At 68.1% G+C, this 26,877-nt stretch carries 23 protein-coding genes; 17 read left to right on the forward strand and 6 right to left on the reverse strand.

Features of this window, described 5'->3' with window-relative positions:
- The first annotated feature begins 74 nt into the window (after positions 1-74).
- The 16 genes from FE263_RS11785 to FE263_RS11860 all read left to right on the forward strand — a co-directional run bounded on the left by FE263_RS11785 (position 75) and on the right by FE263_RS11860 (position 15,178).
- On the forward strand, positions 75-1,364 hold the full coding sequence (locus tag FE263_RS11785; protein WP_138326168.1) for a glycosyltransferase family 87 protein: 1,290 nt from the start codon (positions 75-77) through the stop codon (positions 1,362-1,364).
- Positions 1,365-1,548: 184 nt separating this feature from the next.
- Entirely contained in the window at positions 1,549-1,719 is a 171-nt protein-coding gene (locus tag FE263_RS11790) for a Flp family type IVb pilin (protein ID WP_138326169.1), read from the forward strand.
- A 94-nt stretch (positions 1,720-1,813) separates the two neighbouring features.
- On the forward strand, positions 1,814-2,293 hold the full coding sequence (locus tag FE263_RS11795) for an A24 family peptidase (RefSeq protein WP_138326170.1): 480 nt from the start codon (positions 1,814-1,816) through the stop codon (positions 2,291-2,293).
- 4 nt (positions 2,294-2,297) lie between these two features.
- Complete coding sequence (gene cpaB, locus FE263_RS11800; RefSeq protein WP_138326171.1) at positions 2,298-3,128, forward strand: Flp pilus assembly protein CpaB; 831 nt, start codon at positions 2,298-2,300, stop codon at positions 3,126-3,128.
- The gene (locus FE263_RS11805) at positions 3,128-4,516 is read left to right on the forward strand and encodes a type II and III secretion system protein family protein (RefSeq protein WP_138326172.1); all 1,389 of its coding nucleotides are present in this window, start codon (positions 3,128-3,130) and stop codon (positions 4,514-4,516) included. Before cpaB ends, FE263_RS11805 begins: the two co-directional genes overlap by 1 nt.
- Before the next feature lie 5 nt (positions 4,517-4,521).
- The gene (locus FE263_RS11810) at positions 4,522-4,842 is read left to right on the forward strand and encodes a hypothetical protein (RefSeq protein WP_138326173.1); all 321 of its coding nucleotides are present in this window, start codon (positions 4,522-4,524) and stop codon (positions 4,840-4,842) included.
- Positions 4,842-6,095: an AAA family ATPase gene (locus FE263_RS11815; RefSeq protein ID WP_138326174.1), complete on the forward strand. Its 1,254-nt coding sequence runs from the start codon at positions 4,842-4,844 to the stop codon at positions 6,093-6,095. Before FE263_RS11810 ends, FE263_RS11815 begins: the two co-directional genes overlap by 1 nt.
- Complete coding sequence (locus tag FE263_RS11820; RefSeq protein ID WP_138326175.1) at positions 6,092-7,441, forward strand: CpaF family protein; 1,350 nt, start codon at positions 6,092-6,094, stop codon at positions 7,439-7,441. Before FE263_RS11815 ends, FE263_RS11820 begins: the two co-directional genes overlap by 4 nt.
- Positions 7,438-8,397, forward strand: coding sequence for a type II secretion system F family protein (locus FE263_RS11825; RefSeq protein WP_138326176.1), 960 nt, complete (start codon positions 7,438-7,440; stop codon positions 8,395-8,397). The genes FE263_RS11820 and FE263_RS11825 overlap by 4 nt, the downstream gene beginning before the upstream one ends.
- Positions 8,394-9,353, forward strand: coding sequence for a type II secretion system F family protein (locus tag FE263_RS11830; RefSeq protein WP_138326177.1), 960 nt, complete (start codon positions 8,394-8,396; stop codon positions 9,351-9,353). Before FE263_RS11825 ends, FE263_RS11830 begins: the two co-directional genes overlap by 4 nt.
- Before the next feature lie 39 nt (positions 9,354-9,392).
- The gene (locus FE263_RS11835; RefSeq protein WP_171034060.1) at positions 9,393-10,103 is read left to right on the forward strand and encodes a tetratricopeptide repeat protein; all 711 of its coding nucleotides are present in this window, start codon (positions 9,393-9,395) and stop codon (positions 10,101-10,103) included.
- A complete protein-coding gene (locus FE263_RS11840) occupies positions 10,090-10,662 on the forward strand; it encodes a TadE/TadG family type IV pilus assembly protein (RefSeq protein ID WP_240759476.1) in 573 nt (190 codons plus the stop codon). Before FE263_RS11835 ends, FE263_RS11840 begins: the two co-directional genes overlap by 14 nt.
- A gap of 32 nt (positions 10,663-10,694) precedes the next feature.
- On the forward strand, positions 10,695-11,375 hold the full coding sequence (locus tag FE263_RS11845; protein ID WP_171034062.1) for a TadE family protein: 681 nt from the start codon (positions 10,695-10,697) through the stop codon (positions 11,373-11,375).
- The gene (locus FE263_RS11850) at positions 11,357-12,901 is read left to right on the forward strand and encodes a hypothetical protein (RefSeq protein ID WP_138326181.1); all 1,545 of its coding nucleotides are present in this window, start codon (positions 11,357-11,359) and stop codon (positions 12,899-12,901) included. The genes FE263_RS11845 and FE263_RS11850 overlap by 19 nt, the downstream gene beginning before the upstream one ends.
- A gap of 139 nt (positions 12,902-13,040) precedes the next feature.
- The gene (locus tag FE263_RS11855; RefSeq protein ID WP_138326182.1) at positions 13,041-14,804 is read left to right on the forward strand and encodes a Hint domain-containing protein; all 1,764 of its coding nucleotides are present in this window, start codon (positions 13,041-13,043) and stop codon (positions 14,802-14,804) included.
- A gap of 89 nt (positions 14,805-14,893) precedes the next feature.
- A complete protein-coding gene (locus tag FE263_RS11860) occupies positions 14,894-15,178 on the forward strand; it encodes a hypothetical protein (RefSeq protein WP_138326183.1) in 285 nt (94 codons plus the stop codon).
- 42 nt (positions 15,179-15,220) lie between these two features.
- Here FE263_RS11860 and FE263_RS11865 read toward each other — a convergent pair whose 3' ends face one another.
- The 5 genes from FE263_RS11865 to dnaE all read right to left on the reverse strand — a co-directional run bounded on the left by FE263_RS11865 (position 15,221) and on the right by dnaE (position 23,650).
- A complete protein-coding gene (locus FE263_RS11865; protein ID WP_240759406.1) occupies positions 15,221-16,633 on the reverse strand; it encodes an MFS transporter in 1,413 nt (470 codons plus the stop codon).
- 6 nt (positions 16,634-16,639) lie between these two features.
- A complete protein-coding gene (locus FE263_RS11870; RefSeq protein ID WP_240759409.1) occupies positions 16,640-17,410 on the reverse strand; it encodes a YdcF family protein in 771 nt (256 codons plus the stop codon).
- Between the two features lie 103 nt (positions 17,411-17,513).
- Positions 17,514-18,053 carry a hypothetical protein gene (locus FE263_RS11875; protein ID WP_138326185.1) on the reverse strand — a complete coding sequence of 180 codons (540 nt, stop codon included), beginning with the start codon at positions 18,051-18,053 and terminating at the stop codon, positions 17,514-17,516.
- 149 nt (positions 18,054-18,202) lie between these two features.
- On the reverse strand, positions 18,203-20,083 hold the full coding sequence (locus FE263_RS11880) for an ABC transporter transmembrane domain-containing protein (RefSeq protein ID WP_138326186.1): 1,881 nt from the start codon (positions 20,081-20,083) through the stop codon (positions 18,203-18,205).
- A 147-nt stretch (positions 20,084-20,230) separates the two neighbouring features.
- Complete coding sequence (dnaE, locus tag FE263_RS11885) at positions 20,231-23,650, reverse strand: DNA polymerase III subunit alpha (RefSeq protein WP_138326187.1); 3,420 nt, start codon at positions 23,648-23,650, stop codon at positions 20,231-20,233.
- 602 nt (positions 23,651-24,252) lie between these two features.
- Between dnaE and FE263_RS11890 the strand changes: the two genes are divergently transcribed.
- Positions 24,253-25,569 (forward strand): hypothetical protein, encoded by a 1,317-nt coding sequence (locus FE263_RS11890; protein ID WP_138326188.1) that lies wholly within the window; start codon positions 24,253-24,255, stop codon positions 25,567-25,569.
- A gap of 184 nt (positions 25,570-25,753) precedes the next feature.
- Here FE263_RS11890 and FE263_RS11895 read toward each other — a convergent pair whose 3' ends face one another.
- The gene (locus FE263_RS11895; RefSeq protein WP_138326189.1) at positions 25,754-26,860 is read right to left on the reverse strand and encodes a DNA topoisomerase IB; all 1,107 of its coding nucleotides are present in this window, start codon (positions 26,858-26,860) and stop codon (positions 25,754-25,756) included.
- Positions 26,861-26,877: the final 17 nt, after the last annotated feature.

Below are 26,877 nucleotides of genomic sequence, written 5' to 3' on the forward strand. Positions count from 1 at the left end.
ATCTCGCCATCATCCTGCGGCCCCCGACCCGCCTGCCAGGGCTCGGCACCGGTCGGGCCGCGGGAGGACAAGGCATGGGCGTCGGGTCTCAGGCTGATCCAGGCCGTCTTGCGCTCCTTGCGAGGCGGTCCGCGGAGGCGATCCAGCGCACGCGGGAGCACGCCGCGACCGGCGACTGGCTGGCCACCCCCGCCTTGCGTCGCCGGGTCGCGATCCTGCTCTGGATGCAAACCATCGTCTTCGCCTTCCTGTTCGCCGGGGCACGTGGCTGGATCGTCCCGCTCCAGCATCCCGGCTCGCTGGATTTCGTCAGCTTCTATGCAGCCGGAGTGCTGGCAGACAGCGGCCACGCCCTCGCCGCCTATAGCCGCGTTGCCCATCATGCCGCCGAGCAGGCGGCGCTCGGTCCCGGCACCCCATACGAGTATTTCCTCTACCCGCCGCCCTTTCTGCTGGTGTGCGGCGTCCTCGGCCGGCTGCCCCTGCCTGCTGCCTTCCTGGCATTCGAGGCGGTGACGCTGGTCGGCGGCCTTGCGGTCCTGCGAGCAATCCTCGATTTGCCCTGGCGCCGGTGTATCGCCGGCCTGCTGGCATTCCCCGCCGTCCCCTGGGTGCTGCTGCTGGGCCAGAACTCGTTCTTCACCGCCGGACTGTTTGCCGGGGCCCTGCTTCTCCTGGAGCGACGGCCACTGCTTGCCGGCCTGCTTGTCGCCTGCCTTGCCTGCAAGCCCCAGTATGCCCTGCTGGTCCCGGTGGCCTTCGTGGCCGGCGGTCATTGGCGTGCGTTTGCCGCGGCTGCAGCCGGCACGGTGCTGATCTGCGCGCTCTCGACCTGGCTGTTCAGCCCGGCGATCTGGAACGCCTACCTTGTCTATCTCTCAAGTTGCCAGCCGGACTTCCGGGCTGAGCTGGTCGCCTCGCATAGCGCGCTGGTCATGCCGTACGGCGCCTTTCGCTCGGCGGGCGCCCCACGCATCGTCGCATCCGTGGCGCAGGCGATCGCAACGGCACTGGCGGTTGGTGCGGTGGCGATGCTCTGGCGGCGCCAGGCGGCGCTGCCGCTGCGCGCCGCCGGGCTGCTCGCCGCATCCGTGATCGCGGCGCCGTTCTCGCTGTTCTACGACTTCGTCTTCATTCTCGCGGCACTCTGCTGGCTGGTCCGCCACGGTCGCCGCGGCTTCTATCCACCCTGGTCCGCGACCGTGATGGCCGCCTGCTGGATGCTCCCCGGCCTGGCCCCGATCGTCGGTCACCTTCACGTCCAACTGGCCGCCCTCGTCGCCCCCGCCGTGCTCCTGCTGAGTTGCACCTGGGATCGCGCACGACTGCCAGGTCACGCTCGTCGGGCGTTAACCAGTCATTAACCTCCGGCGCGCGTAGCTGTGGGTCCAGGCTCCGCAGGCACCATCGAGAACCCTGTCTCCGAAATTTACTTTTCCGAAACGAGTCTTTGTCAGATTGCGTCTGCGGGTTGCCGGCCTGCCATCGTCGCCGGCCCCGATGCCCCATGCGACCGCGATTGCAACTCTCTAAGACAGGACAGTTTCCATGTTGAATCTCCTCCGCGCCTGCATCGGTCTTGGCGTTGACCGCCGCGGCGTCACCGCGCTCGAATACGCGATCATCGCCGGTGTGCTGGCTACCGTCCTGGTAACCGCCTTCACGACTCTCGGAAGCAAGATGGACGCCGCTTTCGTCGCTATCGGCGCGAAGTTCTGAATCGCCCTTACGGCGATGCCGGACGGTGTCGCCGGAAGTCGACGTCCAGCACTCGTCGGAATGACATATTTTGAACGCTTTGGATGCTCTTGCCATGATCCCGTGCGTGTGCGTGCTGCTGCTCGCCTACGCTGCACTTCACGACGTGGTCGGCCGGACGATCCCGAATGGCGTCCCCGCCTCCCTGGCAGCGCTCGGCTGTCTGCGCGCGGCACTGGCGCACACCATCGCGCCGTCGCTGTGGATCGCGACGATGATCTTCCTGGCTGCGACTCTGGCCTGGCGCAAGGGCCTGCTGGGCGGCGGCGACGTGAAGCTGCTCGCCGCCATCTCCCTGGTCGTGACACCGCATGAAGTCCCGGTGTTGCTGATCTCAATCAGCATGGTCGGCGGCATGCTCGCCATCCTGTATGTCTTCGCAGGCAAGGTTCTCCCGCAACCACAGCCGGTCCGTCCGCGACATCTCGTCCGTCGCGCCATACGCGCGGAACTCTGGCGTGTTCATCGTCGCGGCCCGCTGCCATACGCCGTCGCCATCGCGCTCGGCACCATGACGCAGATCGTCGGGCACTGAGGCCATGCTCACGCGCGTCATCCTGGTCGTCTTCATGCTGCTGAGCATCGGCGGCTTCGGCGCCGTCGCAATCTCACTGATGTCGAACGATCATCCGGCCGTGGCGTCCGCTCCGGTCGTGCAGGCAGAAACCAGCGTCCTGGTGGCGGCGCACCTGATCCATGCCGGCCAGCTGGTGCGCGCGGAGGATTTCGCCTCGAGGCAATTTCCCGTCGCAAGCGTGGCGCCGAATGCGCTGACAGATTCCATCGCTGCGCGCCAGGGCCTCGCCGGCGCCCTGCTGCGCGTCACGATCCCGGCTGGCGGCCTGTTGTTTCCACAGGACGTGGTCAGGCCGGGCGACCACGGTTATCTCGCGGCCGTGCTGTCGCCCGGCAAGCGCGCCGTCAGCATTGGCGTCGATGCGGTGAGCGGCATCGCCGGATTGGTCTGGCCCGGCGACTATGTCGATCTCATCCTGACCCAGACCCTCGACGATCCGGGTGTGTCGAGTAGCCATCACATGGCCGCGGAGACGGTACTGAGCGGCCTGCGCATCATTGCAACCGACCAGGACATCGTGCGCGGCGAGCTTCCGACCAGCGGCAGCGCCGCCTCGCGGACGGTCACCATCGAGGCGACACCCGACCAGGCCGAACGCATCTCGCTGGCGGCGCGGCTGGGAAGGCTTTCGCTGTCGGTGTGTCCGCTGTCCGAATGCGCCGGCAGCCGGCAACCTGCCAGCCTGACCTGGGGCGGCGACGTCTCGCCGGCGTTGGCGCGCAACCAGACCATTGTCAGCACGACTCTGCACGTCTTCAACGGCAGCGGTGATCCCAAGGACACCCACTTCTGATGGTGCGCCGCGCCGTCACGATCCTTTTCTGCCTCCTGGTGGCAACACTCCTGTGCACGCCGGCCGCACCAGGCCAGGCAGTGCCGAGAGACGCCCACCATGTTGTCATCGAGGCAGGCTCAGGCCGGCTGCTCGCCCTGTCGGCGCACGCCGCCAACATCTTCGCCGCCGATCCGAAAGTCGCCGAGGTTCGCGCAGCCAGTCCGACCAGCCTGTTCGTGTTCGGCGTGGCACCTGGCCATACCACCGTGGTCGCGATCGACGCCGACGGCAACAGCATCGGGCGCTACACCGTGGAGGTGGTGCCCTCGACCTATGCGTCGCAGGCCGGCCGTCACGTGCTCAGCCAGAGCGGGCTCGACGGCATTCGCATGCAGCAGGGCAATGACAGCATCACCCTGAGCGGAGTCGCGCCATCGCCCGCCGGCGCGCAGGAGGCGGTCACTGTCGCGCAGGATGCGCTCGGCAGGGACGGCCATGTCGTCAACCACATGCGCGTCAACGGCTCGATCCAGGTCAACCTGCGTGTGCGGATCGCGGAGATGTCCCGTATCCTGACCCGCCAGCTCGGCATCAACTGGCAGTCGGTCAACGCGCTTGGCACCCAGGCTGCCATCGGCGTCTCGACGGCTTATCCCGCGGCCGCGCTGGCGCAGAATTTCGGCTTCCTGTCACGCTTCAAGATCGGCGGCCACGCGACGACCCTGGATACTGTGATCGACGCGCTGTCGGAAGACCAGCTCATCCACATGCTGGCCGAGCCGAACCTGACGACGATGAGTGGCGAGCCGGCAAGCTTTCTTGCAGGCGGTGAATTTCCGGTTCCGGTCTCGGGCGGACTGGACAGCATCAGCGTCGAGTACAAGCAGTACGGCATCTCGCTCTCGTTCGTCCCCACCGTCCTCGATGACGGCCAGATCAGCTTGCATGTCAGACCGGAAGTCAGCGCGCTCACCAACCAGGGCGCGGTCTCCATCAGCAGCGGAAACAGCGTGATCCAGATCCCGGCGCTGACCGTGCGCCGCGTCGACACTACCGTCGAGCTGGGCAGCGGCCAGAGTTTCGCGATTGCCGGGCTGCTGCAGGAAAACACCACCGACACTGGCAGCGGCGTGCCGTTCTTGGGCGACGTCCCGGTCCTCGGGGCGCTGTTCCATTCAGACTCCTTCCTGCGCAACCAGTCCGAGCTGGTGATCGTGGTCACGCCCTATATCGTGCGCCCTGTCGACACTGCGGCAGCGCTCAGGCTGCCGACCGACGACTGGCAGCCCCCCAGCGACCTCGAGCGCATCCTGCTGCTGCGCCAGAACGGGCGGGCGCACGCGGGCATCAACGTAACCGCATCGCCGGTCCATATCCCGGGCGATGCCGGCTTCATCGTGGAATGACCGGGATGCGTGCACCACTCCGTCTGCTGGCATTCGGGCTCGCCGGGCTTTCGATGGCCTGCACGGCCACCGACCCACTTTACGATACCAGCCGCTGGAACCCGTCCGGCGTCAACGCCGCCAATCTGGCCGCCCAGGTCGCCGTGCCCGACGACCTGCAGCACGGCAGGCACGGCGCTGATGCCGATGGACTGCAGGCGGCGGCGGCGGTCGCCCGGCTTCGCCAGGACCGCGTCAAGAAGCTGGCCGAGGGCGGCCTGTCGCAGATCGGGGTCTCGGGAAGCGCAGCGGCCGATACCGCAACGCCCGGTATTGGCGGCCTGTGATGGCAGATCCCGGGGCAGCCCTCGCCGCCGTCCATGCCGACGCCGTCGCCGGGCGCGCGGAGCGGCCGAGCGTGACCGCCTTCGTGGCCGACAGCGCCACCGAGGCAATCCTGCTCGAAGGCCTCAGCGAAGTCCTGCCACGCGGGATAGACGTGCGCCGCATGCCATGCCGGCAAGCCATCGCCCTGCTTCGACGCATGCCGACACCGCGCGTACTGATCATCGACGTCTCCGGCGAGGACCAGCCGATCGCCGTGCTGGTCGATCTGTCGCAGGTGGTGGAGCCCGATGTGCGCGTGCTGGTCATCGGCGACCGCCAGGATGTCAATTTCTACCGCGAGATCACGCGTGGCCTCGGCGTCCTGGAGTATCTCTACAAGCCGCTCGCGCGCAGCATGGTGGCACGCCATTTCGGCCGCTGGATCAACGATGGCGCCGTGGCCAATGAGGCTGCGCAGGGTGGCCGCGTGATCAGCTTCACCGGCACCGCCGGCGGGGTCGGCGCGACCACCATTGCCACCAACCTCGCCTGGCACCTGGCCACCGAAGTCCGCCGCCACACCCTGCTGCTGGACTCCAACCTGTTCACCGGCAGCATGGCTCTTGCCTTTGGCGTCCGGGGCGACACCGGACTGCGCACCGCGCTCGAACTTCCCGCTCGCGTCGACCAGCTCTTCATCGAGCGCAGCGCCCAGCCGGTGACGGACCGTCTGTCGGTCCTTTCGAGCGAGGAGACCTTGTCGGAGACCCCCGACATTGCGCCCGGCGCGGCGCAGCACCTGCTGGGGATCGTCCGGCGGCGCTACAACTTCGTGCTCGTCGATGTGCCGTTCCAGGCCCAGGCGCTCAACCGCGACCTGATCGAGCTGACGGATCAGCGCGTTGTTGTAATGGACCCGACCCTTCGCTCCATGCGCGATGCCTTGCGGTTGCTGTCCTTGATCAACACCGGGCCGCAGAGCCGGCGCGCGCTCCTGGTCCTGAACCGCTTTGGCCTCTCCGGCACCTTGACGCTTGCGCAGGTCGAAGACGCGCTCGGTCTCAAGCCAGACGTCATCATCCCCTTCCTGCCGCGCGTGGTGGGGCAGGCATCGATCGCCGGCAAGCACGCGGTCACCGGCAGGGGACCGTTCCGCAGCGCCATCCTGGCCTTGGCCCAGGCAGCGACCTTCGTCCGCATGGCCGAGACCCAGGAGGCCGAAGCCCGTCCCGCCGCCACCGGCTGGCGCCGGCTGTTGAGACCGCGCGCATGAGTTCGACCATCGGTTTCGGCCGGCGCCCCACCGGGATAGAGCCGCCTCCGGCCGCCCCGGCCGCCGCTGCGAGCCAGCCGTCCTCGAGCGCGATGCTGCTCAACCTGCGCGGCCTTTGCCTCAGCCGCCTCGATCCCGCCTACGTGGTGACGCTACCGCCGGACCGGTTGGCGAGCGAGGTCGAGCGCCTGGTCGGCGAGATCGCCAGCGAGCGCAGGATCCAGCTCAACCTGCGCGAACAGCGCGACCTCGCCGGCGAGCTCGTCCACGACATGCTCGGCCTCGGTCCGCTGCAGCCCCTGCTCGACGATGACGGCATCGCCGACATCATGGTGAACGGACCGGACCGCATCTTCATCGAACGCTCCGGCAAGACCACCCTGTCGTCGGTCCGGTTCCGCGACGTGGCTCATCTGGTCAGCGTGTGCCAGCGCATCGCGACCGCCGTCGGCCGGCGGATCGACGAGAGCAGCCCGATGGTCGACGCGCGCCTGAAGGACGGCAGCCGGGTCAACATCGTCTTTCCACCGCTCGCACTCGACGGCCCCTACCTCTCGATACGCAAGTTCTCGCGCTCGGCCATCACCTTCGAGCAGATGGTCCGGAACGGCTCGTGCTCCAGCGCGCTGGCACGCATCCTCGAGATCAGCGGACGGGCGCGGCTCAACATCGTCATCTCCGGCGGCACCGGCTCCGGCAAGACCACGCTGATGAACACCATCTCGCGCCTGATCGACCATGGCGAGCGCATCGTCACCATCGAGGACGCGGCCGAGCTGCAGTTGCAGCAGCCCCACGTCGTGCGCCTCGAAACCCGGCTCGCCAACCTGGAAGGCAAGGGTGAAGTCACCCAGCGCGATCTTGTCCGCAACGCGCTGCGCATGCGCCCCGACCGGATCATCATCGGCGAGGTGCGCGGCTCGGAGGCGTTCGACATGCTGCAGGCGATGAACACCGGCCACGACGGCAGCATGTCGACGATCCACTCCAACACCACCCGCGATGCCGTCACGCGCATCGAGAACATGGTGCAGATGGGCAGCATGGGACTGCCCTCGCGCGCGATCCGCACCCAGATCGTAAGTTCGGTGAACCTCATCATCCAGGTCGAGCGGCATCGCGATGGCGTGCGGCGGATCACGCAGTTGACCGATGTCGCCGGACTGGAAGGCGATGTCGTGGTTCTCAACGACATCTTCGCATACGTGATCGAGGGCGAGGCGGTCGATGGGCGGCTGAAGGGGCACTATCGCGTCAGCCGCTCCCGTCCCAGCTTCCAGGACACGCTGACCTACTTCCAGCTCGACCGGGCCTGGGCCGCCGCCCTGGAGGATGTGACGCGATGAACCGGGTGGCGCTGCTCTCGCTCGCCACCGCCTGCGCGGGCGCCATCGCGGTCTGCGGTGCGGCGCTCCTTCTCAACGAGAGCCACGTCGCCCGCCTAGCGATCACGCGCCGCATGACTTCGATCATCACGCCCTATCGGGTGAACGAAGTCAGTGCCGATCCTTCATCCGTCAGGACCGCCGGTTCGGGCTCGGATGCCGCCATTCGCCTCGAGGTCCTGTTCGGCTTCAGGCGTGTGCGCCGGATGCAGTACACGCAGGGCTTCTTGCGCGTGCTGGTATTCTCTGGCTGCCCTGCAGCCATCGCCGGCTGGCTGGCGCTGCACGTTGCCGGAATGATCGCGCTTCCGGTCGCACCGGTGCTCTGGGTCGTGCTGAGCCGGCTCTTCTACCGGCATTGCGATCGACGCCGCAGCGCAGCCTTGTTCCGGCAATTTCCGGATGCGCTCGGCATGATCGTGCGAGCGGTCCGCGTAGGCGTTCCGCTGGGCCGGTCGATTATCCTGATCTCCAAGGAGGCGCCGGACCCGACCAGCGCGGAATTCCGGCAGCTGGCCGAGGAAATGGCCGTCGGCGTCCCGCTCGCCGAGGCGCTGCGCGCGATGGGCGCTCGAAACCAGCTTGCGGAATACCGTTTCTTCGCGACGGCGCTTTCGTTGCAGAACCAGACCGGTGGCGGCCTTGCCGAGACCCTTGAGACGCTGGCCGATACGGTGCGCAAGCGGGTGGCGGCACGCATGCGCGGATACGCGCTGGCATCCGAGGCACGCGCAAGCTGCTACGTGCTAGGCGGCCTGCCGTTCGTGGTCGGTGTCCTGCTGTTCTTCAGCAATCCGTCCTACATGATGCCGCTGTTCACGACGTCGTTCGGCCTGAAGCTGGTCGCCACGGCGGCGGCGTCGTTGACCATCGGTCTCACCCTCATGCAGCAGATCACCAACCGGTCGCTTGCATGATCCCCTCCGGCCTGTTCCCGCACCGGGCGCTGCTGACTGTCGGGGCCGCATTGCTGGCGGGCGGGCTCACCGGGTGCCTGCTGCTGCTCCGGCGGGACAGGCTGCGCCGCCGGCTGGCGCAGCGTTTGCAGTCCCTGCGCATGGCGCAGCCCGGGTCTGCCACGCAGCCCGCCCCCAGTCGCGAGGACGCCGCGCTGCGTATGCTGGCGATGGTGGGAAGCCTGTTGTCGCAGAGCGGGTTGCTGCCGGCCGCGACTTTGGAGCAGATGTCCCGCACGCTGAGCATCGCAGGCCTGCCGGGCGCCAACGCGATTGCCATCTTCATCGGCGCCAAGGTGCTCGGATGTGGCGGCCTGCTGCTGCTGTTTTCGCTGCTGGTCACCGGGTTCAGCATCCATGCCCCCTGGCACACCGTCCTTCCGGTCGCCGGCGCCCTCGCCGGTCTGCTTGCACCGGACTACATCCTGCGCCAGAGCCGGGCCCGCTACCTGACACGTCTCCAGGCCGGCATCCCCGACACCCTCGACATGCTGCTGATCTGCACCGAGGCTGGGCTGGGCCTGGAGCCGGCGATCGATCGCGTCGCCGCGGAAATGTCGCATTCCCATATCGAGGTCTCGCGGGAGTTGCGCATCACGTCGAACGAGATGCGCCTGATCACCGACCGCAAACAGGTGCTGGACAATCTCGGCATCCGCACCGGCCTTGAAAGCCTGCGGCGCCTCGGTACCGCCCTCAACCAGGCGGTCCAGTTCGGCACGCCGATGGGCCAGGCGCTGCGCACGCTCGCCGTCGAGATGCGCCAGGAGAGCATGACACGCAACGAGGCGCGTGCCGCCCGCCTGCCCGTCATGCTGACCTTTCCGATGATCCTGTTCATCCTGCCCTGCATCTTCATCATCGTGGTCGGTCCCGCGATCATGCTGATGGCGAATGCATTCAACGGTGGCCATTAGCGCATGACATCATTCCGCGCTTCCATCCCGATCCGGTGCGTGAGCTGGTACTGTTGCCTGCTCGCGGGCTGTGCCACCCTGCCGGCCTCGTCGCAGGTGGATCACGACCTCAAGGTCGCCGACATCGAGCTTGCCAGCGGCGCGCCGGACGCGGCCCTGCGGATCATGCAGGATCTGGCCGCGCGGCGTCCCGGCGACGCGCGGGTCACCCTGCGCATGGGCGAAGCCGATGCGGCGCTCGGCCATCCGCAGGCTGCCGAGGCAAGCTTCCGGCGCGTCCTCGCGACCGCTCCGGGGAACGTCCCTGCCGGCCTGGGACTCGCCCGGCTGCAGCTTGCAAGCGATCCCGCCGGCGCGCTGGCCGGGTTGCAAGGGCTCGCGAAGGCTGGCCCACGCGATGCACGGATCCTGACCGACCTTGGCGTCGCCCTCGACCTGCTCGGCCGCGCCGCCGAGGCGCAGGCTGCCTATCACGCAGCGCTCGACGTCGATCCCGCCCTGCTGTCCGCGCAGGCGGATCTCGGCCTCTCGCTCGCGATCTCGGGCCATCCCTCCGCGGCGTTGAGGTTGCTCGGGCCGCTTGCCCGGTCCGCCGATGCGGGTTCGCGGGTGCGGCAGGATTACGCCCTGGCCGAGACCCTCGCCGGCCATCAGGAGCAGGCGGCGAGCGTGCTGCGGATCGATATGCCCGCGACACAGGTCGCATCGGTCGTCAACGCGTTCGAGAGTCTGCGTGATGCACCGCGATAAGGCGCTCGGCGGGACGGCGGCGATCGAGTTCGCACTCCTCGCAGTCCCGTTTCTGGCGGTGCTGCTGCTGGTCTTCGAACTCTCCTACGACCTGTTCACCCAGTCGGTGCTGGATGCGGCTCTGCAGCGTGCCGCGCGCGAGGTACAGACAGGAAACGCCCAGAACCAGGCGACCGGCGCGGCCTTCATCAACACCATCGTCTGCCCCGCGCTCGGTGGCGTGCTGTCCTGCGCCAACCTGCATGTCAGCGTACAGCGGCTCACTTTCGAGGCCGGCCAGGATTTCTACGACTACACCACAGGTGTTGTCCCGGTGAACAACGGGCAGCTCGATCTGTCGGGCTACTCCGGTGGCAGCTTCTGCAATGGCGGCCCGGCTCAGATGCTGCTGGTCAGCGCAATCTATGTCGGACCCGCCTTCCTGGGCAGCCTGCTGCCGAACTCTTTCAGCGTCACGTTCCAGGGGCAGCCCGTGCACGCAACGCTCTCGACGGTGGCGCTGTTCAGCGAAAGCTATCCGCCGGCTGCCGCACCTTCGGGATCGGCGGTCTCCTGCTGATGCGACATATCCTGCAAGAGCGCCGCGGTGTCGTGGCGCTCGAGTTCGCGCTCGTGGCGCCGGTCCTGATCCTGTTCTCGATCGGCGTCTTCGACCTGACCCGCGCCCTGATCGTCCGCGAGCAGGTCTGGAGCGCCGTACGTTCCATCGCGAGCTCCGCAAGCAGCCTCGCGGTGCAGCCGGACCAGTCGACCTCGCTCACGGTCGCCCAGGTGCAGCAGGCTCTGTCCGGCATCTTCGCAGCGATCCCCTGGCTACGCAGCGGCGCTCTCACCGGCCAGACATCCGTCGTGCTGTCGTCGGTAAATTTCGTGCAGACCACCGCTTCCTGCACCGCGACCACGACGAACCCATGCCCGCAGCTCGTCTGGAGCGTCGCCTATGCCGGTCGTGGCCCGGCAAGTTTCCTGACCACAACGCGAAGCTGCGCGACGCCGCCGCTGGTGGTCGCCACCGTCACCGACTTCGTCTCGAGCCTGACATCCCTGCCGGTGTCGAACATCGCCGATCCCTCGCCGATGCTGGTCGTCGACGTGTCCTACCAGTTCACGCCGATGTTCTTCAGTTTCCTTTCGGGTCCCATCAACTTCTGGGCCACCAGCTACTGGCCCATCCGCAGCGCCAATCCCAACGCCACGAGCGGCGATCGATACACGAGGTACGACATCCTCAAGCAGGGCCCGGGGGTTGGGAAATGCCCCGGCTTCAGCTGAGGGCCGCCGACGAGCGTGGCGCCGTAGCGGTAATCCTGGCCCTGGCGCTGCTGCCCATCACCCTTGTCGTGGCCCTGGCAATCGATTACGGCGTCTACGCTCAGGCCTGCGTGCAGGCAAATCTCGCGATCGACGCCGCCGCCATGCAGGCCGTCCGGGCGGCCTCGGTTGCTTATGCCGGCGGCACGACTTCGACGGCGTCGCTGGTCCTGCTCGGCCAACAGGCCGGGCAAGCCTGGTTCAAGGCCCAGCTTGGAGCAGTCCCCTTTGGCACCGCGACATCCAGCGTTTCGGTAAGCTACACCGCGTCGCCCAGCACGTTCACCGCGCTCGCCAGCTACAGCGGTTCCGTTGCGGTCCCATTCCCCGGTCCCCTGGCTCTCGGCAGCTGGCCGATGAACGGCACATCGACTGCCACGATCACGAATGCCTATGTCGAGGTCCTGATGCTGCTCGACAACTCGTCCTCGATGCTGATCGGCGCCACAACAACCGATATCGTCGCATTGCAGAACGCCACCCCGTGCAGCACGCAGGGCACCAACGAGGCGCAAGGGATGTCGGCCTATGCCTGGAACTACGGCTCCGCCGCCTACGGCTACGGGCCGGGCAACATCGCGCCGCCGACGACGGCGAACGGCAGTTGCAATCCGGCATACACCGGCGCCGCCGCCGCCTGCACCTACCCCGCGACCTTCCCGAACATCTCCCGGTCGAACTCGGCCTCTTGCACCAATGGCGGCGGCTCCTCCGCGACGATCAACGGGCGGCAATACAGCAACGTGCCGAACGCGCCGTGCGCCTTCGCGTGCCACAACGATCCGAACAACAACGACTATTACGGGCTTGCCAGGTCCCTGAGCCCGGCGATCCAGCTGCGCCTCGATGTCGTCCAGCAGGCCGCGGCGCAGGTCGTGAGCACGCTGCAGGGCAAGGAGCAGTCGCCCGGCCAGTTCCTGGTCGGCATCTACCAGTTCAACAGCCGGATCGAGCCACTCTATCCCGCGGCGGGATCGCCCGAGGCCGGTCCCGATCTTGTCGCGGCACAGGCGGCTATCAAGTCGGTGCCGCCGGATCTGGCCCCGAACGACGGCAACACCAACTTCCCGCTGGCGGCCAACACCCTGGCGTCGAGCGTGACGCCATCCGGCACGGGCAACAGCGCCGCCACCGCGCACAAGAACCTGTTCATCGTGACCGACGGCCTGGAGGACACTCCCGGCAGCCGCGTCATGGGGCCGATGACGAGTGCCAGCAACGAACAGATCTGCACGCAGTTCTGGAACAAGGGCTTCAACGTCTACGTGCTCTACACGCCGTATCTCCCCCTGCCGAACCCCTTCTACCTGTCGAACGACAAGCAGTATGTCGAGCCGACCGGGTCCAGCCCGGTGCTCGCCGCCCTGCAGGCCTGCGCGCGCTACCCCGGCAACTTCTTTCAGGCTAGTAATCCGGCCGACATCCTGGCCGCGATGCAGACGATGCTTGCCTCCGCGCTCAACTCTCCCGCCCGCATCGCCGACTGACCGCCCCCGGGGGCATGCATGTTCCGATAGGAGAACGGTTGGGCGTCTGCTATAACTGCCACCCATCGCTGCACCATCGGGTTCCGTCGCTTCGGCACCCTGCGAATGTGGATGCTGCTCGCTGCCCTGGGAGCTCTGCATGACCACTTGGACCGGTGCCACCATCGGCACCAGCTACTGGGACGCTGCCGGTAACTGGTCCACCGGCGCCGTTCCGGGTTCTGCCAGCAACCTCTCGATCCTCGGCACCGGCCCGTTCACCATCCTGCTCGGAAATACCGATCCCGCCTACACCATCAGGAGCCTTGCCCTCGGCGCCGCCGGCAGCAACGTGACCTTGCAGGTTGCCGGCAGGCTGAGCGTGGCCAGCGCCATCACGGTGGCCAGCGGCAGTGCCCTCGACATCGGCGCCACCGGCAGCGTAGGCGGATCCTCCCTTGACCTGACCGGCGCGACCATCATCGACCGCGGCTCGCTCGACATCACCGGCACCGCTAGCGGCAACGGCACCATCGACGTGCAGGGCGGCAGCCTGTTCATCAACACCATCGCCGGCATCAACACCTACGACCTGACCGGCTCCGGCAGCATGACCATCAGCGACAGCAGCGGCGGATCCGGAGCCATCGTGTTCGGAGACACCAGCCCGATCACCCTCAACCTCAGCGGCGCCGGAAGTGTCTTCGGCGCCTCGATCACCGGCTTCGGCGCCGCCGACACCATCGACATCGGCTCGCTCGCCTGGTCGAAGGGCGAAACCGTAAGCGTGAACGGCACGACGCTCACGATCACCGGCACCGGCACTGGCGCCGGCAAGACGCTGTTCACCTTCAGCGACTTCAACACTCCGGGCCATGTCCGGCTGGAGTCCGACGGCAACGGCGGCACCGAGCTCTACACCTGCTTCGTCGCCGGCACCCGCATCCAGGGCGAGTTTGGTGAAGTCGCGGTCGAGGATCTCGAGGTGGGCGACATCGTCGCCACGCTGGAAGACGGCGCCATCGTCCACCGTCCGGTGCGCTGGATCGGCAGCCGCCATCTCGACAAGGCGATCCTGCGACGCTCCGGCGGGCATCCGGTGCGCCTGCGCGCCGGCGCGGTATCGCAAGCCGTCCCGCATCGCGACCTGCTGGTTACCCCCGAGCATTGCGTCCTGATCGAGGGCCAGCTGGTTCCGGCGCGCATGCTGGTCAACGGCCGCAGCATCTTCGTCGATCGCTCGGTCGGAGCCTTCACCTTCCACCATGTCGAACTCGAGCGGCACGGCATCCTCATCGCCGAGGGCCTGTTCACGGAGAGCTACCTCGACACCGGCAACCGACGCAGTTTCACCGGGCCCCCCGGCTGCGATCCGGCGCAGGACAGCTGGCAGCAGGCCGCATGCGCGCCCCTGCTGACCGACCGGGCCATTCTGGAGCCGCTCTGGCGGCGCCTCGATCGGAGGGCAGCCACGATCGGCTGGCCGGACCAGCGGCCGGCTCTCGCCCTGACCCGCGATCCGCGGCTGCGCCTGCAGCTTGAAGGCGGTCAGCAGATCAGCGCACGCTGGGACGATGGCGGGCGCCACATCTTCCACATCCCGGTCGGCACCAGGCCGGTGCAGCTGTTGTCGCGCGTCGCAGTCCCCGCCATCGTCATCGGACCCTTCGTCGACGACCGCCGCGAACTCGGCGTACAGGTCAGCACCGTCATCTACTGGGAGGGGCTGCATGATACCGTGATCCGGGCGGCGGACCTGGATCTGGAGGGCTGGCATGCAGCGGAGTCCGATCTGCGCTGGACCGCCGGCGCGGCACATCTCGATCTACCCACCGCGACACGTCCCGACACGTTCGTCGAGATCAGGATCGTCGATACGTTGCCGTACCGGAAACCGCTCGCCTTCAGCCGCCTGGCTGCCTGACCATTCGGGCCGGCTGAGACGTACGATCCCGGCTTTGATAATTTTTTACCGCAACCGCATCCAGGAACGTTCCACCGCCGTAGTCAGGCATGGCTACGCAATCCATCACACTCATCGCTTCGGCCCCGAGGCAGGGGCGACAGCTTTCCGAGCGGATTCTCGGCGCGGCTCACCAGGCCTGCGCGCAGGGGGAACTCGACGCTGCCGGACGCCTGCTCGAACTCGCCGAAACCGTATTCGCCAACGGCAACGGCGTGCCCTCCACGGCGCGCAAGCATCTCATGGAGGGCATGATCGCCACCCATGAGCTGCTGTGGCGGTTGCGGCAGTCCGTCGCCGACCACAACGTCGAGCAACGTGCGGAAGCTTCCTGATCGCCACCCTGCAGGGTCAGCCCCCGGTCGCTGCTGCCTTCATCAGTTGGTCGAGCTGCTCCCGACGCCGATGCGCAGGATGCTGACCAGCGCCGCCACCAGCGCGAATGCGGCGGCGACCTCGACAGAGATGCGGGTTCCGGCCCCGGGGCTCAGCGCGAAAATCATTGCGACCAGGGCGGCACCACTGGTCTGGCCCAGCAGCCGGGCGGTCGCCAGCATTCCGCTCGCCCCGCCGGCCCGGCTGCGCGGCGCCGACTGCAGCAGGGTACGGTTGTTCGGTGCCTGGAACAATCCGAAGCCAGCCCCGCAAAGGGCAAGCCGCCAGACCAGGGCAAGATCGCCGGGATGTGCCGGCAGCCCGGCCAGCAGGAGCAGGCCGCCCGCCAGTGCCAGCAGCCCGATCCCGCCGAGCAGTCCGGCCGGGTAGCGTTCGGACAGGCGCCCGGCGATCGGCGCCACCACCGCCAGCGTCAGCGGCCAGGGCGTCAGCAGCAGCCCGGTCTGCACGGCCGAGCGGCCGATCGTGTCCTGGATGTAGAACGGCAGCGAAACGAAGGCGAGCATCTGCGCCGCGAACGATGCGATCGAGGTCGCGATCGAGAGCGCGAAGATGGGAATGCGCAACAGGTCGACCGGCAGCAGCGGGGCGGGCCGGGCGATCTGCCGGCGGACCAGCACGGTCCCGCAGCCCATCGACGCAGCCAGCATGCCGAGCACAGCGACGGCCCTGGCAGCGTGCCCGACCCCGTCGATGGCGGCGATCAACAGTCCGAACGCAGCGGCGCTCAGCAACGCGCTGATGGCGTCGAACCGCCGGTCCGCTCGTGGCGTGACCGGCAGGCTGCGCCACGCCACCGCCAGGGACAACACCCCGATCGGCACGTTGATGGCGAACAGCCACGGCCATGACCCGACGGCGAAGATCGCGGCGGTCGCCGTCGGACCGGCAGCCGACGCGACAGCGACAACCATCGCATTGTAGCCGATCGCCCGCCCGAGCATGCGGTGCGGAAAGATGAAGCGGATCAGCGCTCCGTTCACGCTCATGATCCCGGCGGCGCCGAAGCCCTGCAGGATGCGCGCCGCCACCAGGAGCGGCAGCGATGCCGACAGCGCGCAGGCCAGCGACGCCAGCACGAACAGGACGAGGCCGGCCCGGTAGACGCGCTGGTAGCCGCTGATCTCGCCGAACGAGGCAACCGGCAGCAGGCTGACGGTGATCGCCAGCTGGTAGGCGTTGACCACCCAGATCGAGGCGGCCGGACTGGCGTGCAGGTCGGACGCGATGGTCGGCAACGCAACGTTGGAGATGGTGCCGTCCAGCACGGCCATGGCGACCGCCAGCCCGACCGCCAGCATCGCCCATGCCCGGCGCGGCTGACCGAGCCCATCCTCCCCGGCGCGGCTCTCGGGCGCCCTGCTGACAGCGGGCAGCATGTCGCGCTTGCTCAAGCCCGCTCAGCCTTGCTCCGGCGCCGGCTGCGGCCCGGGGAACCAGGCGCTGCTGCGCCCCTCCAGCCGGTAGGCGACCAGCCCGATCCACTCGTGCGCCGCCCAGTCGAGGACTGCCAGCTTGCCGCCGAGCGTCTGCGAGTAGTCGGGGATGCGATCGCGTGACTGGTATCCCACCGGCCAGGGCAGCACGGTCCAGCCGGCGCGGCGGAACACGCCAACCGAGCGCGGCATGTGTGCCGCCGATGTCAGCAGTACCCATCGCTCGCCCGGCTTGGGATGCACCAGGGCGGCGGTCATCACCGCATTCTCCCAGGTCGTGCGCGACCGGCTCTCGAACAGAACGCGATCCGCCGGCAAACCGAGCTGCCCGAACATCTCGCGGGCGTATCGCGCCTCGTCGGTCACGCCCTGGACGATGCTGCCGGAGCCGCCGGTGAACACCAGCCGCGCCTTGGGGTAGCGGTGCGAGAGGATGACGAAACTGGTGATGCGGTTGCCGGCCGAGGTGAGGATCGGCGTGCCACGATCCAGGCTGGTCAGGTCGTCGATGCCGCCGCCGAGCACGACGATGCCGTCGACATCCGGCGGCGGGCTGGTGATCGCCGGGAAGCGGTCCTCGAGCGGACGGATCAGCCAGTTGTCGACCGGCAGCAACAGGCAGGCCGCCAGACCGGTGGCGCCGATCGCCGCCAGCATGCGGCCGGGCCGCCAGCGCCCGAGCAGTATCCCGATCACGACGCACTCGACCAGCAGCGCCGTCGGCAGCAGAGCCATCGTAAGCAGCTTGCCGACGGTAAACATCAAGGGCCCCGGGCGCGGTCTGTCGGCCTATCGCTACGAGACCTTGCCCTGCCTGCGCAACTCCGGGCCAGCCCCGCTACGGCGTGGCGGACGGCGCACCGGTCCAGGACGGCGCCGATTGCCGGGCCGGTGCCGCATTCTGCTCGGCCGGGTCGATCGGCTTGAACCAGGCCTCCACCGGCGGCACGTACCGCAGGTGGAAGACCGTCTCGAGCATGTCGGTAAGCGCCATCCGGTAGGTGGCGATATGACCGGGATCGCCGCTGAAATTGCTGAGCAGGCGCGTCTTCAGATAGGCCAGGGCCTTGCCGTCCGCAGTCTCCGCGACCGTGGCGCGGGAAGGCGCCGCGGGGGCTGGATCCGTCCCGGCAAGCAGGGGATGGGATCCGTTCGACGCCGGCTCGTCGATCACGGCCATCACCGCATCCTCCTGCACACGCAGGTCGTTGAGCGGCCCGTGCCCGAAATCGACCACGTAATCCCGCGCCTCGGCATAGACGGCGACCACGAACCCGATATCGCCCTGTTCGACGTTCGGCGGGATTTCGCGACAGGCCCGGACGGCACTGCCGACCTTGAACTGCATCGCAGCCACCGCCTCCATCTGCTCGCTCATCGACACCCTCTCTCCATCCGGATCGGCCTGATGACCACTCGCAGCGGCCTGGAAGCCGTTACGACATCCGAACCGAATAATGCAAGCTTATCTCGGAAGAGTAATCACAGAGCGGTGATTGTTCCACGATGTGCGACCAGCCTGCGGGCCTACCGGGCCGGCACGCCCCGGCCCGACAGGAACTGCAGTTCGGCGAGGCGGGCATAGAGGCCGCCATCCGCCATCAAGGAGGCATGCGTTCCGCTGGCCACGATCCGCCCCTGCTCGATGACGACGATGCGGTCCGCGTTGCGCACCGTCGCCAGCCGGTGCGCGATCACCAGCGTCGTCCGCCCACGCGAGAGCGTCGCCATTGCCTCCTGCACCGCCTGCTCGGACTCCGCGTCCAGCGCGCTGGTCGCCTCGTCCAGCAGCAGCACCGCCGGGTCGCGCAGGATCGCGCGCGCGATCGCGATCCGCTGCCGCTGACCGCCGGACAGCCGGACCCCGCGCTCGCCCAGGAAGCTGTGATAGCCCTCCGGCAGCGCCTCGATGAAATCCCCCCGCGCCGCCCGCCCGGCCGCCATCACCTCGGCATCGCTGGCCTCGGGCCGGCCGTAGCGGATGTTCTCCATCGCCGACATGCTGAAGATGACCGGCTCCTGCGGCACGATGCCGATCCGGCGGCGCAGATCGGCTGGCCGCAGGCGACGGATGTCGATGCCGTCCAGCCGGATGACGCCTTCGGAGGGGTCGTAGTAGCGCAGCAGCAGTTGCAGGATGGTGGTCTTGCCGGCGCCGGACGGGCCGACCAGCGCCAGCGTCCGTCCCGGCTCGATCTCGAGAGAGATCCCTGCCAGCGCATCGTGCCCGGGACGCCCGGGGTAGCGGAACGTCACCGCCTCGAAGCCCACCCGTCCCGCCAACAGCTCCGGCAGCGCGACCGGCGACTCGGGTGCCTCGATCGTCGGACGTTGCGCCAGCAATTCGCGCAACCGGTCGGCGGCACCGCTTGCCCGTGCGAGGTCGCCCCACAGCTCGCTCATCTGCGCCCCGGAGGTCGCCACCAGCACGGCGTAGAACACGAATGCCGAGAGGTCGCCGCCGCTCAGCCGCCCCGCCACCACGTCCCTGCCGCCGACCCACAGGCTGAACACGATGGCGCCGAAGCCGAGCAGGATGACCACGAACAGCAGGGATGACCGCGTCCGCACGCGGCGCAGCGCAGCGCCCACCGCACGCTCGACCTCCTGCCCGAAACGCATCCGGTCGACCGGCTCGTGGGTGAAGGCCTGCACCGTGCGCAATGCGTTCACCGTCTCCTCCGTGTAGGCGCCAAGATCGCCGATGCGGTCCTGCGCCGCCCGCGACAGCACGCGTTCCCGCCGCCCGAACAGCACCAGCGGCAACACCACCAGCGGCACCACCAGGATCACCAGCAGGGCCAGCTTCAGGCTGGTGACCAGCAGCATGACCAGCGCGCCGGTCACCAGGATCGCATTGCGCAGCCACTGCGATACCGCGGAGCCGACCAGCGATTGCAGCACCGAGATGTCCGCGGTCAGCCGGGTAAGCACGTCGCCGGTGCGTGCGGTCTCGAAGAATTCCGGCGAGAGGGAGAGGACATGCGAGAACATGTCGCGACGCAGATCGGCTCCGACCCGCTCGCCCAGCCACGACACCAGGTAGAACCGCAGCGACGTGGCCACCGCCAGGCAGGCGACCACGGAGGCCATCGCCAGCGCCGCCAGGTCGAGCTGGCGCGGACTGCCGGTGGCAAAGCCGAGATCGATGAGCCGCCGCACCCCCTGTCCCAGTGCCAGGATCAGGCCGGCCGCCAGCAGCAGGGCGGCTGACGCGCCCGCGACTCGCCAGCGATAGGGCAACAGATAGCCGGCCAGCATCGCCACCGCGCCAAACCTCGATGCGCCCGCCCTGGATGCCCCCGCCCCGGATCCATCCGGGCCGGCACTGGATGCCAGGCGGCTTTGCGGAGCCGCCGTATGCGGACCCGGCGCGGGATAAGCCGCTGCGGTCGATTGCTGTGACATGGTCAATTCCTTCCGGTACGCCGCGCCCCAGGGTACCTGCTCGTCTTGCGTCACCGCGGGTTCGACCAGCCCCGCACCGCGCCACCGGCATGGACAGGGGCAGTCGCCGCTCCGGCCTGACCCGACGTGGCTGCTTGCGTCCGGGCCTCAGCGCTCCTCGATGCGGGCGATCCCGGCGACCAGCTTCAGTGCCTGTGCGAGGCGCGGCGTCACCATGTACGGCTCCGGCAGAGACACCTCGAGATCCTGGCCGTCATCCAGGCAGGGCAGCAGGATCACCCTTCCCTTGCCGCCACGCTCCCGCCCGAGGATCGCGCGCAGCGGCCCGATTGCGTCCGGACGGTCGAGCCAGATACGCATCTCCGCCCCGGCATCGGCCGCCGCCCGGTCGAGATCGACGACATCCGCGGCGGTGATGCGCAACATCTCCCCCTCGAGCCGCAGGTCCGCGGTGACCAGTACCGCGCGCCCCGCCACCAGGATCTCCCGTGCCTTGCCGAGCACTTCGGAGAACAGCGTGACCTCGGTACTGCCGGATGCGTCCGAGATGCGAACCCAGGCCATGCGCCCGCCGGTGCGTGTCGGCCGTTCCTTGCGATCGATGACGCATCCCGCGATCTTCACCCGGCCGATGCCGGCCGCGGCCGCTGCTTCCAGACCGGTGCAGCGCGTCGCCCCGAGCCGGCGCAGCAGCGGCGCGTAGCTGTCCAGCGGATGCGCGGTGAGGTGGAAGCCGACCGCCTCCGCCTCCAGTCCCAGGCGCTCGATCTCCGGCCAGTCGGCGACATCCGGCAGCCTCAGCGTCTCCACCGCACCGGGACCGCCGAACAACCCGATCTGGCCGCTCGATATCTCCTCGGCCTGCGCCTGCGCCCGACGCAGGATGGTCTCCGCGCCCATGAAAAGCCGGGCGCGATTGCCGTCGAGACTGTCGAAGGCGCCACACCTGGCGAGGTTCTCGATCTGCATCTTGTTGATCTGGCGCGGCTCGATGCGGGCGGCGAAATCCGCGACATCCCGGAACGGCCGGTCACCGCGCGCCGCCTCCAGCGCCTGCATGGCGCCAAGCCCGACCTTCTTGATCGCCGCCAGCGCATACCGGATCGACTGCGTGCCGTCGGCCGCCACCTCGACGGTGAAATCCGCCGCCGAGCGGTTGATGTCGGGCGGCAGCACGCGAACGCCGAGCCGCTCGGCCTCCTGCCGCAACGCCGCCAGCTTGTCGGTCTTCTCGCGCGCCAGCGACATGCACGCCGCCAGGAACGCCACCGGATGGTTCGCCTTCATCCACGCGGTCTGGTACGAAACCAGCGCATACGCCGCCGCGTGCGACTTGTTGAAGCCATAGTCGGCGAACTTCGCCATCAATTCGAACACCTCGACCGCCTTTTCGCGATCGATGCCGCGCCCGACCGCGCCCTCGGTGAAGATCTCCCGCTGGGTGTCCATCTCGGCGCGTATCTTCTTGCCCATCGCGCGGCGCAGCAGGTCCGCCGCTCCCAGGCTGTAGCCGCCCATCTTCTGGGCGATCTGCATCACCTGCTCCTGGTAGACCATGATGCCGTAGGTCTCGCCGAGGATTTCGCGGAGTTCCTCGTGCGGCGGCTGCCACGCCTCGCCGTGCTTGCGCCTGCAGTAGTCCGGAATATTCGCCATCGGCCCCGGACGATACAGCGCCACTGCCGCGATCAGATCTTCCAGCCGGGTCGGCCGCATCTGCTTCAGCACGTCGCGCATGCCGGCGCCTTCGAACTGGAACACGCCGCCGGTATCGCCCTTCGACAGCATCGCGTAGGTGCGCTCGTCATCCAGCGGTAGCATTGCCAGATCGACGCGCTCCCCGAGCTTTTCCAGCATCTGCACGCCGCGCTGCAGGATGGTGAGCGTGGTCAGGCCGAGGAAGTCGAACTTCACCAGCCCGGCCTGCTCGACGAACTTCATGTTGAACTGGGTGACCAGCATGTCGCTCTTCGGATCGCGATACAGCGGCACCAGCTCGACGAGGTCGCGATCGCCGATCACCACGCCGGCGGCATGCGTGCTTGCATGCCGGTACAGCCCCTCGAGCTGCAGGGCGGTATTCATCAGCCGCGCCGTCGCCTCGTCGGCGTCGCGCATTTCCTGCAGCCGCGGCTCGCCGTCGATCGCCTGCTTCAGCGTCACCGGCTTGGCCGGATTGTTCGGGATCAGCTCGGCGACCTTGTTGACCATGCCGAACGGCAGCCCCTGCACACGTCCGACATCGCGGATCGCGGCACGCGCCTGCAGCTTGCCGAAGGTGATGATCTGCGCAACCCTGTTCCCGCCGTATTCGCGGCGCACGTACGCAATCACCTCGTCGCGCCGGTCCTGGCAGAAATCGATGTCGAAGTCCGGCATCGACACGCGTTCCGGGTTCAGGAAGCGCTCGAACAGCAGGTTGAACGGGATCGGATCCAGGTCGGTGATGGTCAGCGCCCAGGCGGCCAGCGATCCGGCGCCCGAGCCGCGTCCGGGGCCCACCGGAATCCCCTGCGCCTTCGCCCACTGGATGAAGTCCGCGACGATCATGAAATACCCGGGGAAGCCCATCTTGGCGATGACGTCCAGCTCGAACGCCAGCCGCGCCTCATACTGCGCGCGCGTTTCGGCATCGGCGCGCATGGTGTCGAGCCGAACCGCCAGCCCCTCGGCCGCCATCGCCCGCAGCGTCTCGTCCTCGGTGCTGCCGGATCGCACCTTCGAGCAGACCGGCAGCAGCGGCTTGCGGGTCTCCACCATCACCGCGCACATGCGGGCGATCGCCAGCGTGTTGTCGCAGGCTTCCGGGAGGTCGGAAAACAGGCTGCGCATCGCCGCCGCCGGCTTGAACCAGTGCTCGGGCGTGACACGCCAGCGTTCCCGCTCGGCCAGCGTGCGGCCCTGCGCGATGCAGAGCAGCGCGTCGTGCGCCTGGTGCATCGCCGGCGTCGCGAAGAAGCACTCGTTGGTCGCCACCAGCGGCAGGCCGTAGCGATCGGCCAGCGTGACCAGGCCCGGCTCGATCGCGGTCTCCACCGGCAGGCCGTGCCGATGCAGTTCCATGATAAGCCGGTCGCCGAACGCCTCCTTGAAGGCCGCCAGCAGCCGCTCCGCCTCGTCCTGCTGGCCCTCTGCCAGCAGCCGGGCGATTGGACCGCGGGTGCCCCCTGTCAGCAGGATCAGCCCGGCCGCGTGCTCGCAGAGGGTTTCCAGGGTGATGCACGGATCGGCCGGGTCGCCAAGCAGGAAGCCCGCCGAGGACAGGCGCTGCAGGTTGTCCAGCCCGCGTGCGTCTCGCGCCAGCGCCACGACGGGCTCGGATACCGCCCCCGGCCGGTTGTTGCGCGCGGCCAGCGAGAGTTGGCAGCCGATGATCGGCTGCACGCCCTTGCCGGCGCAGTACTGCGAGAATTCCAGCGCCCCGAACAGGTTGCCGGTATCGGCGATCGCCACCGCCGGCATGCCCTCGGCCAGCGCCAGGCCAGCGATGTCCGGCACCCGGATCGCCCCCTGACTCAACGAGTAGGCGGAGTGGACGCGGAGATGGACGAAATCGGCGATCGGCATGCCCCTCTCATAGCATCCACGGCACAGCCCGGCCCACTCTCGCGGCCAGAGTCGGGGGAATGGAGACAACTGGCGCATCGACGAGCCCAGGCTCGTAGCCCGATTGCGGTGTTTCGGACGACGAACACGCTCTGGCGGTGATTCGAGAGGCTCGGCGTCATCGAGCGAAGCCAGAGCGCGAAGCGTCAGCTCGATGCCAATCCATTGGTTCGGCAACTGATCGAGGCGCGCTGAGCATCAGCGGTGATCAGCGTGCGGTCGCTGCCAGGCCCGGCAGCGCGGATCGGACGTTCCCTGACAGCGGTCGCCCGGGGGTCGCGTGCATGTGCTGCATGCCCCGCGCGACACCGCACGTCTGCGGCCGGCGCTGGAAGACGCAGCCATGCAGGCAGGCCTCAGAGCGATCTCGATCGAGTTCCCGGCGGCAGGCGGCTTTCCTGCAGCGCCCGCGGCACGCCTCATGCCTCAGATGGCGAGCTGCCTCGCCATGTTGACGAGCGCCGACGAGTTGCGAGGTGTAATCCTGGTTCTGTCATGCTGACCCGCGCCCTGCTTCCCCCATTCGGATCCTTTCAGGATCTTCCGGCAGACTGTGGCCGAGGATGAGGCTGCCAGGTCTCGCAACGCCCGCTGCCTGCCTCATGCTCGCGATCCTTGCCCTGCATGCCACCCTGCTTCCGGAAGCTCATTGGCGAGGCGACGAGTTCATCTGCAGCGCCTTCGCCCGCGACGGCCACCTCGCCTATCTCTGGCGCCAGCGCATCGGCGGCTGGAGCCCAAGGCCGCTATCGGAGAGCGTGTTCTACGTCTACTGCCGCCTCGCCGCCGCCCTGCAGCGACCGCTGACGATCCCGTTCATCGCCATGCTCTGGATCGCTCTGTTTGCCTCCACCCTGGCCAGCATGCGGACCACCGCCCCGCCTCGCCTGCTTGCCGGGCTCGCCACCTGCTGCATGTTCCTGCTCGGCCATCCGGTTGGCGAGATGTTCTACTGGCCGGCCGGCGCGGTGGCCTACGTCTCCACCCTCGCCGCCGCCAGCCTGGCGGTATTCCTGCTCATCGACGACCGCGGCCGCTGCTGGTCCGGCACGCTGGCCCTGTCGGCAACGCTGGCCGCCTGCGCTGCCTGCAGCGAAGCCGGCGCTTGCCTGACGGTGCTGCTGGCGCCAGCCCTTGCGGCGCTGCGCTGGCGTCATCCCGGCAGGGCGCTCGCACTGTCACTGCCAGGCCTCGGCGTCGTCGGCTTCGTGTTCTGGGAAGTGGCCGGGCACCGTGTCGGCTCGGCTGAGGCGGTCGGCCACCTCACCGTCTGGCAGAGCCTGCGGCCGGTGCCGTCCGACCTTTGGCGCGAGGCACGGCATCTCTGGCCGGCCCGCCTGGCCTTCCTGCTCGGCATGCGCTGGTGCACCGCCCGCACCCGCCCGAAAGCCGGCGCACTCATGGCGTGTGCCGTTGTCCTGCCGCTCGCTGCCGCCGCCGTCGCTGCCGCGTCTTGGCACCAGTTCGGCGCCCTGTGCTGCGAGCGTCACGAAAGCCTGCGCCAATGCTGGATGGTGCTGGCGCTGGCGGCAGCCGGCAGCGCCTCCGTGCGTCTCTGGACGGTCGGTGATCGCACGGCAGCCTTCGGACCGGGGATGCTCATGCTGGCCTGCCTGATCGGGATCGTCCCGCGCCTGCAGCCGATCCTGCACGACATCCGACTGATGGACACCATCACCATGATCCGGCGCGAGGACTGGCGCGGCGGTCGGGCGCCGACCGCTTCGATGCAGTACTACCTCCCGCCCGTCGCCATGGTCGCCGGTCCCGACGGCATCCCGACCGGTCACTTCACCGAACCGGCCCTGGAGTCATGGAGCGCGCACGGCATGATGCTGTTCTTCCACAAGCATCGCATCACCATTCTCCCGCCGGCGTGAATGCCGCCGTCCGTCCTTGCCGTAGGCGATGACAGGGTCGCCGATAACGCTGCCGATGATCCCCGTATCCAGCAGGTCCGCACCGTCGGGATGATGCCGCCCGCCAACGCGGCCAATCGCCGTGTGTGAAGCCGGTAACAAGCTCCCGAACGGTATCGCCAGACATCTTCGACAAGCCCGGACGCTAGGAATTCCGGATCGTGACCTCGCCCTCGTGCCCGCGCGCCGCCTCGTCCAGCCCGCGGCTCAGGAACGCCATCACCGCAACCTCGTCCGCCGTCAGCGCGTGCGGCTGGTGCTTCGGATCGAGTGCCGCTTCAGCCCGCTGCTTCAGGGTGGCGGCCAGGCTGCCGTCGAGATAGCCGTCGAACACCGCCGGATGGATGTAGCATTTGCGGCAGATCGCCGGCGTGTTGCCGAGCAGCTTCGACACACTCTCGACCGCACGCAGCACGTTCTTTTTCGCCGCGGCCTTGGAGTCGAACTGCTCGAACTGGCGCAGCGCCAACGCCGCGAGATTGGTCGCCGCCCACGTGCGGAAATCCTTGGCGGTGATGTCCTCGCCGGTGATCTCGTGCAGGTATTCGTTCACGTCCGATGAGGTGATCGAGTGCCGCTCGCCATCGTCGTCGAGATACTGGAACAGGTCCTGACCCGGGATGTCCTGCAGCTTCTTCATGATGTTGGCGATGCGCCGGTCACGCACCTCGATATGCTGCTGGATCCCGTGCTTTGCTCGGAAGTCCAGGATCATCGCCTCGCCCTTCACCTTCAGGTGACGGTTGCGCAAAGTGGTCAGGCCGAAGCTCTTGTTGGTGCGCGTGTATTCCTCGTTGCCGACGCGCGCCAGTGTCCGCTCCAGCAGGGTCACGACCGTTGCCAGGACCTTGCGACGGGTCAACCCGCGCTCGGCGAGGTCCCTGCCCACGTGCGCGCGCATCTCGGGCAGCTTGCGCCCGAACAGCAGCATCTTGCTGAACTTGGCCTCGTCGCGGACCAGCCGCCAGTCCGGATGATAGCGATACTGCAGCCGTCCGCGTGCGTCGCGTCCGACCGCCTGCAAATGGCCCTTTGGATCCCTGCAGATCCACACATCCCGGTAGGCAGGCGGAATTGCCAGCTTGCGCAGCCGGCTCACGGTCTCCTCGTCGGTGACGATCGCGCCAGTCGGGTCGCGATACTGGAAGCCGTCCTCCACAGGCTCGCGGCTGTATCCCGGCTTGCGCGCCGACACGTAATGCAGCCGTGCCGCTTTCGCCTGGGCCCTTACCGCGTTCTCGTCATCCGCCATGTCCCTGGAACCAGGAC

The organism is Lichenicoccus roseus (assembly GCF_005844085.1).
Taxonomy (GTDB): domain Bacteria; phylum Pseudomonadota; class Alphaproteobacteria; order Acetobacterales; family Acetobacteraceae; genus Lichenicoccus; species Lichenicoccus roseus.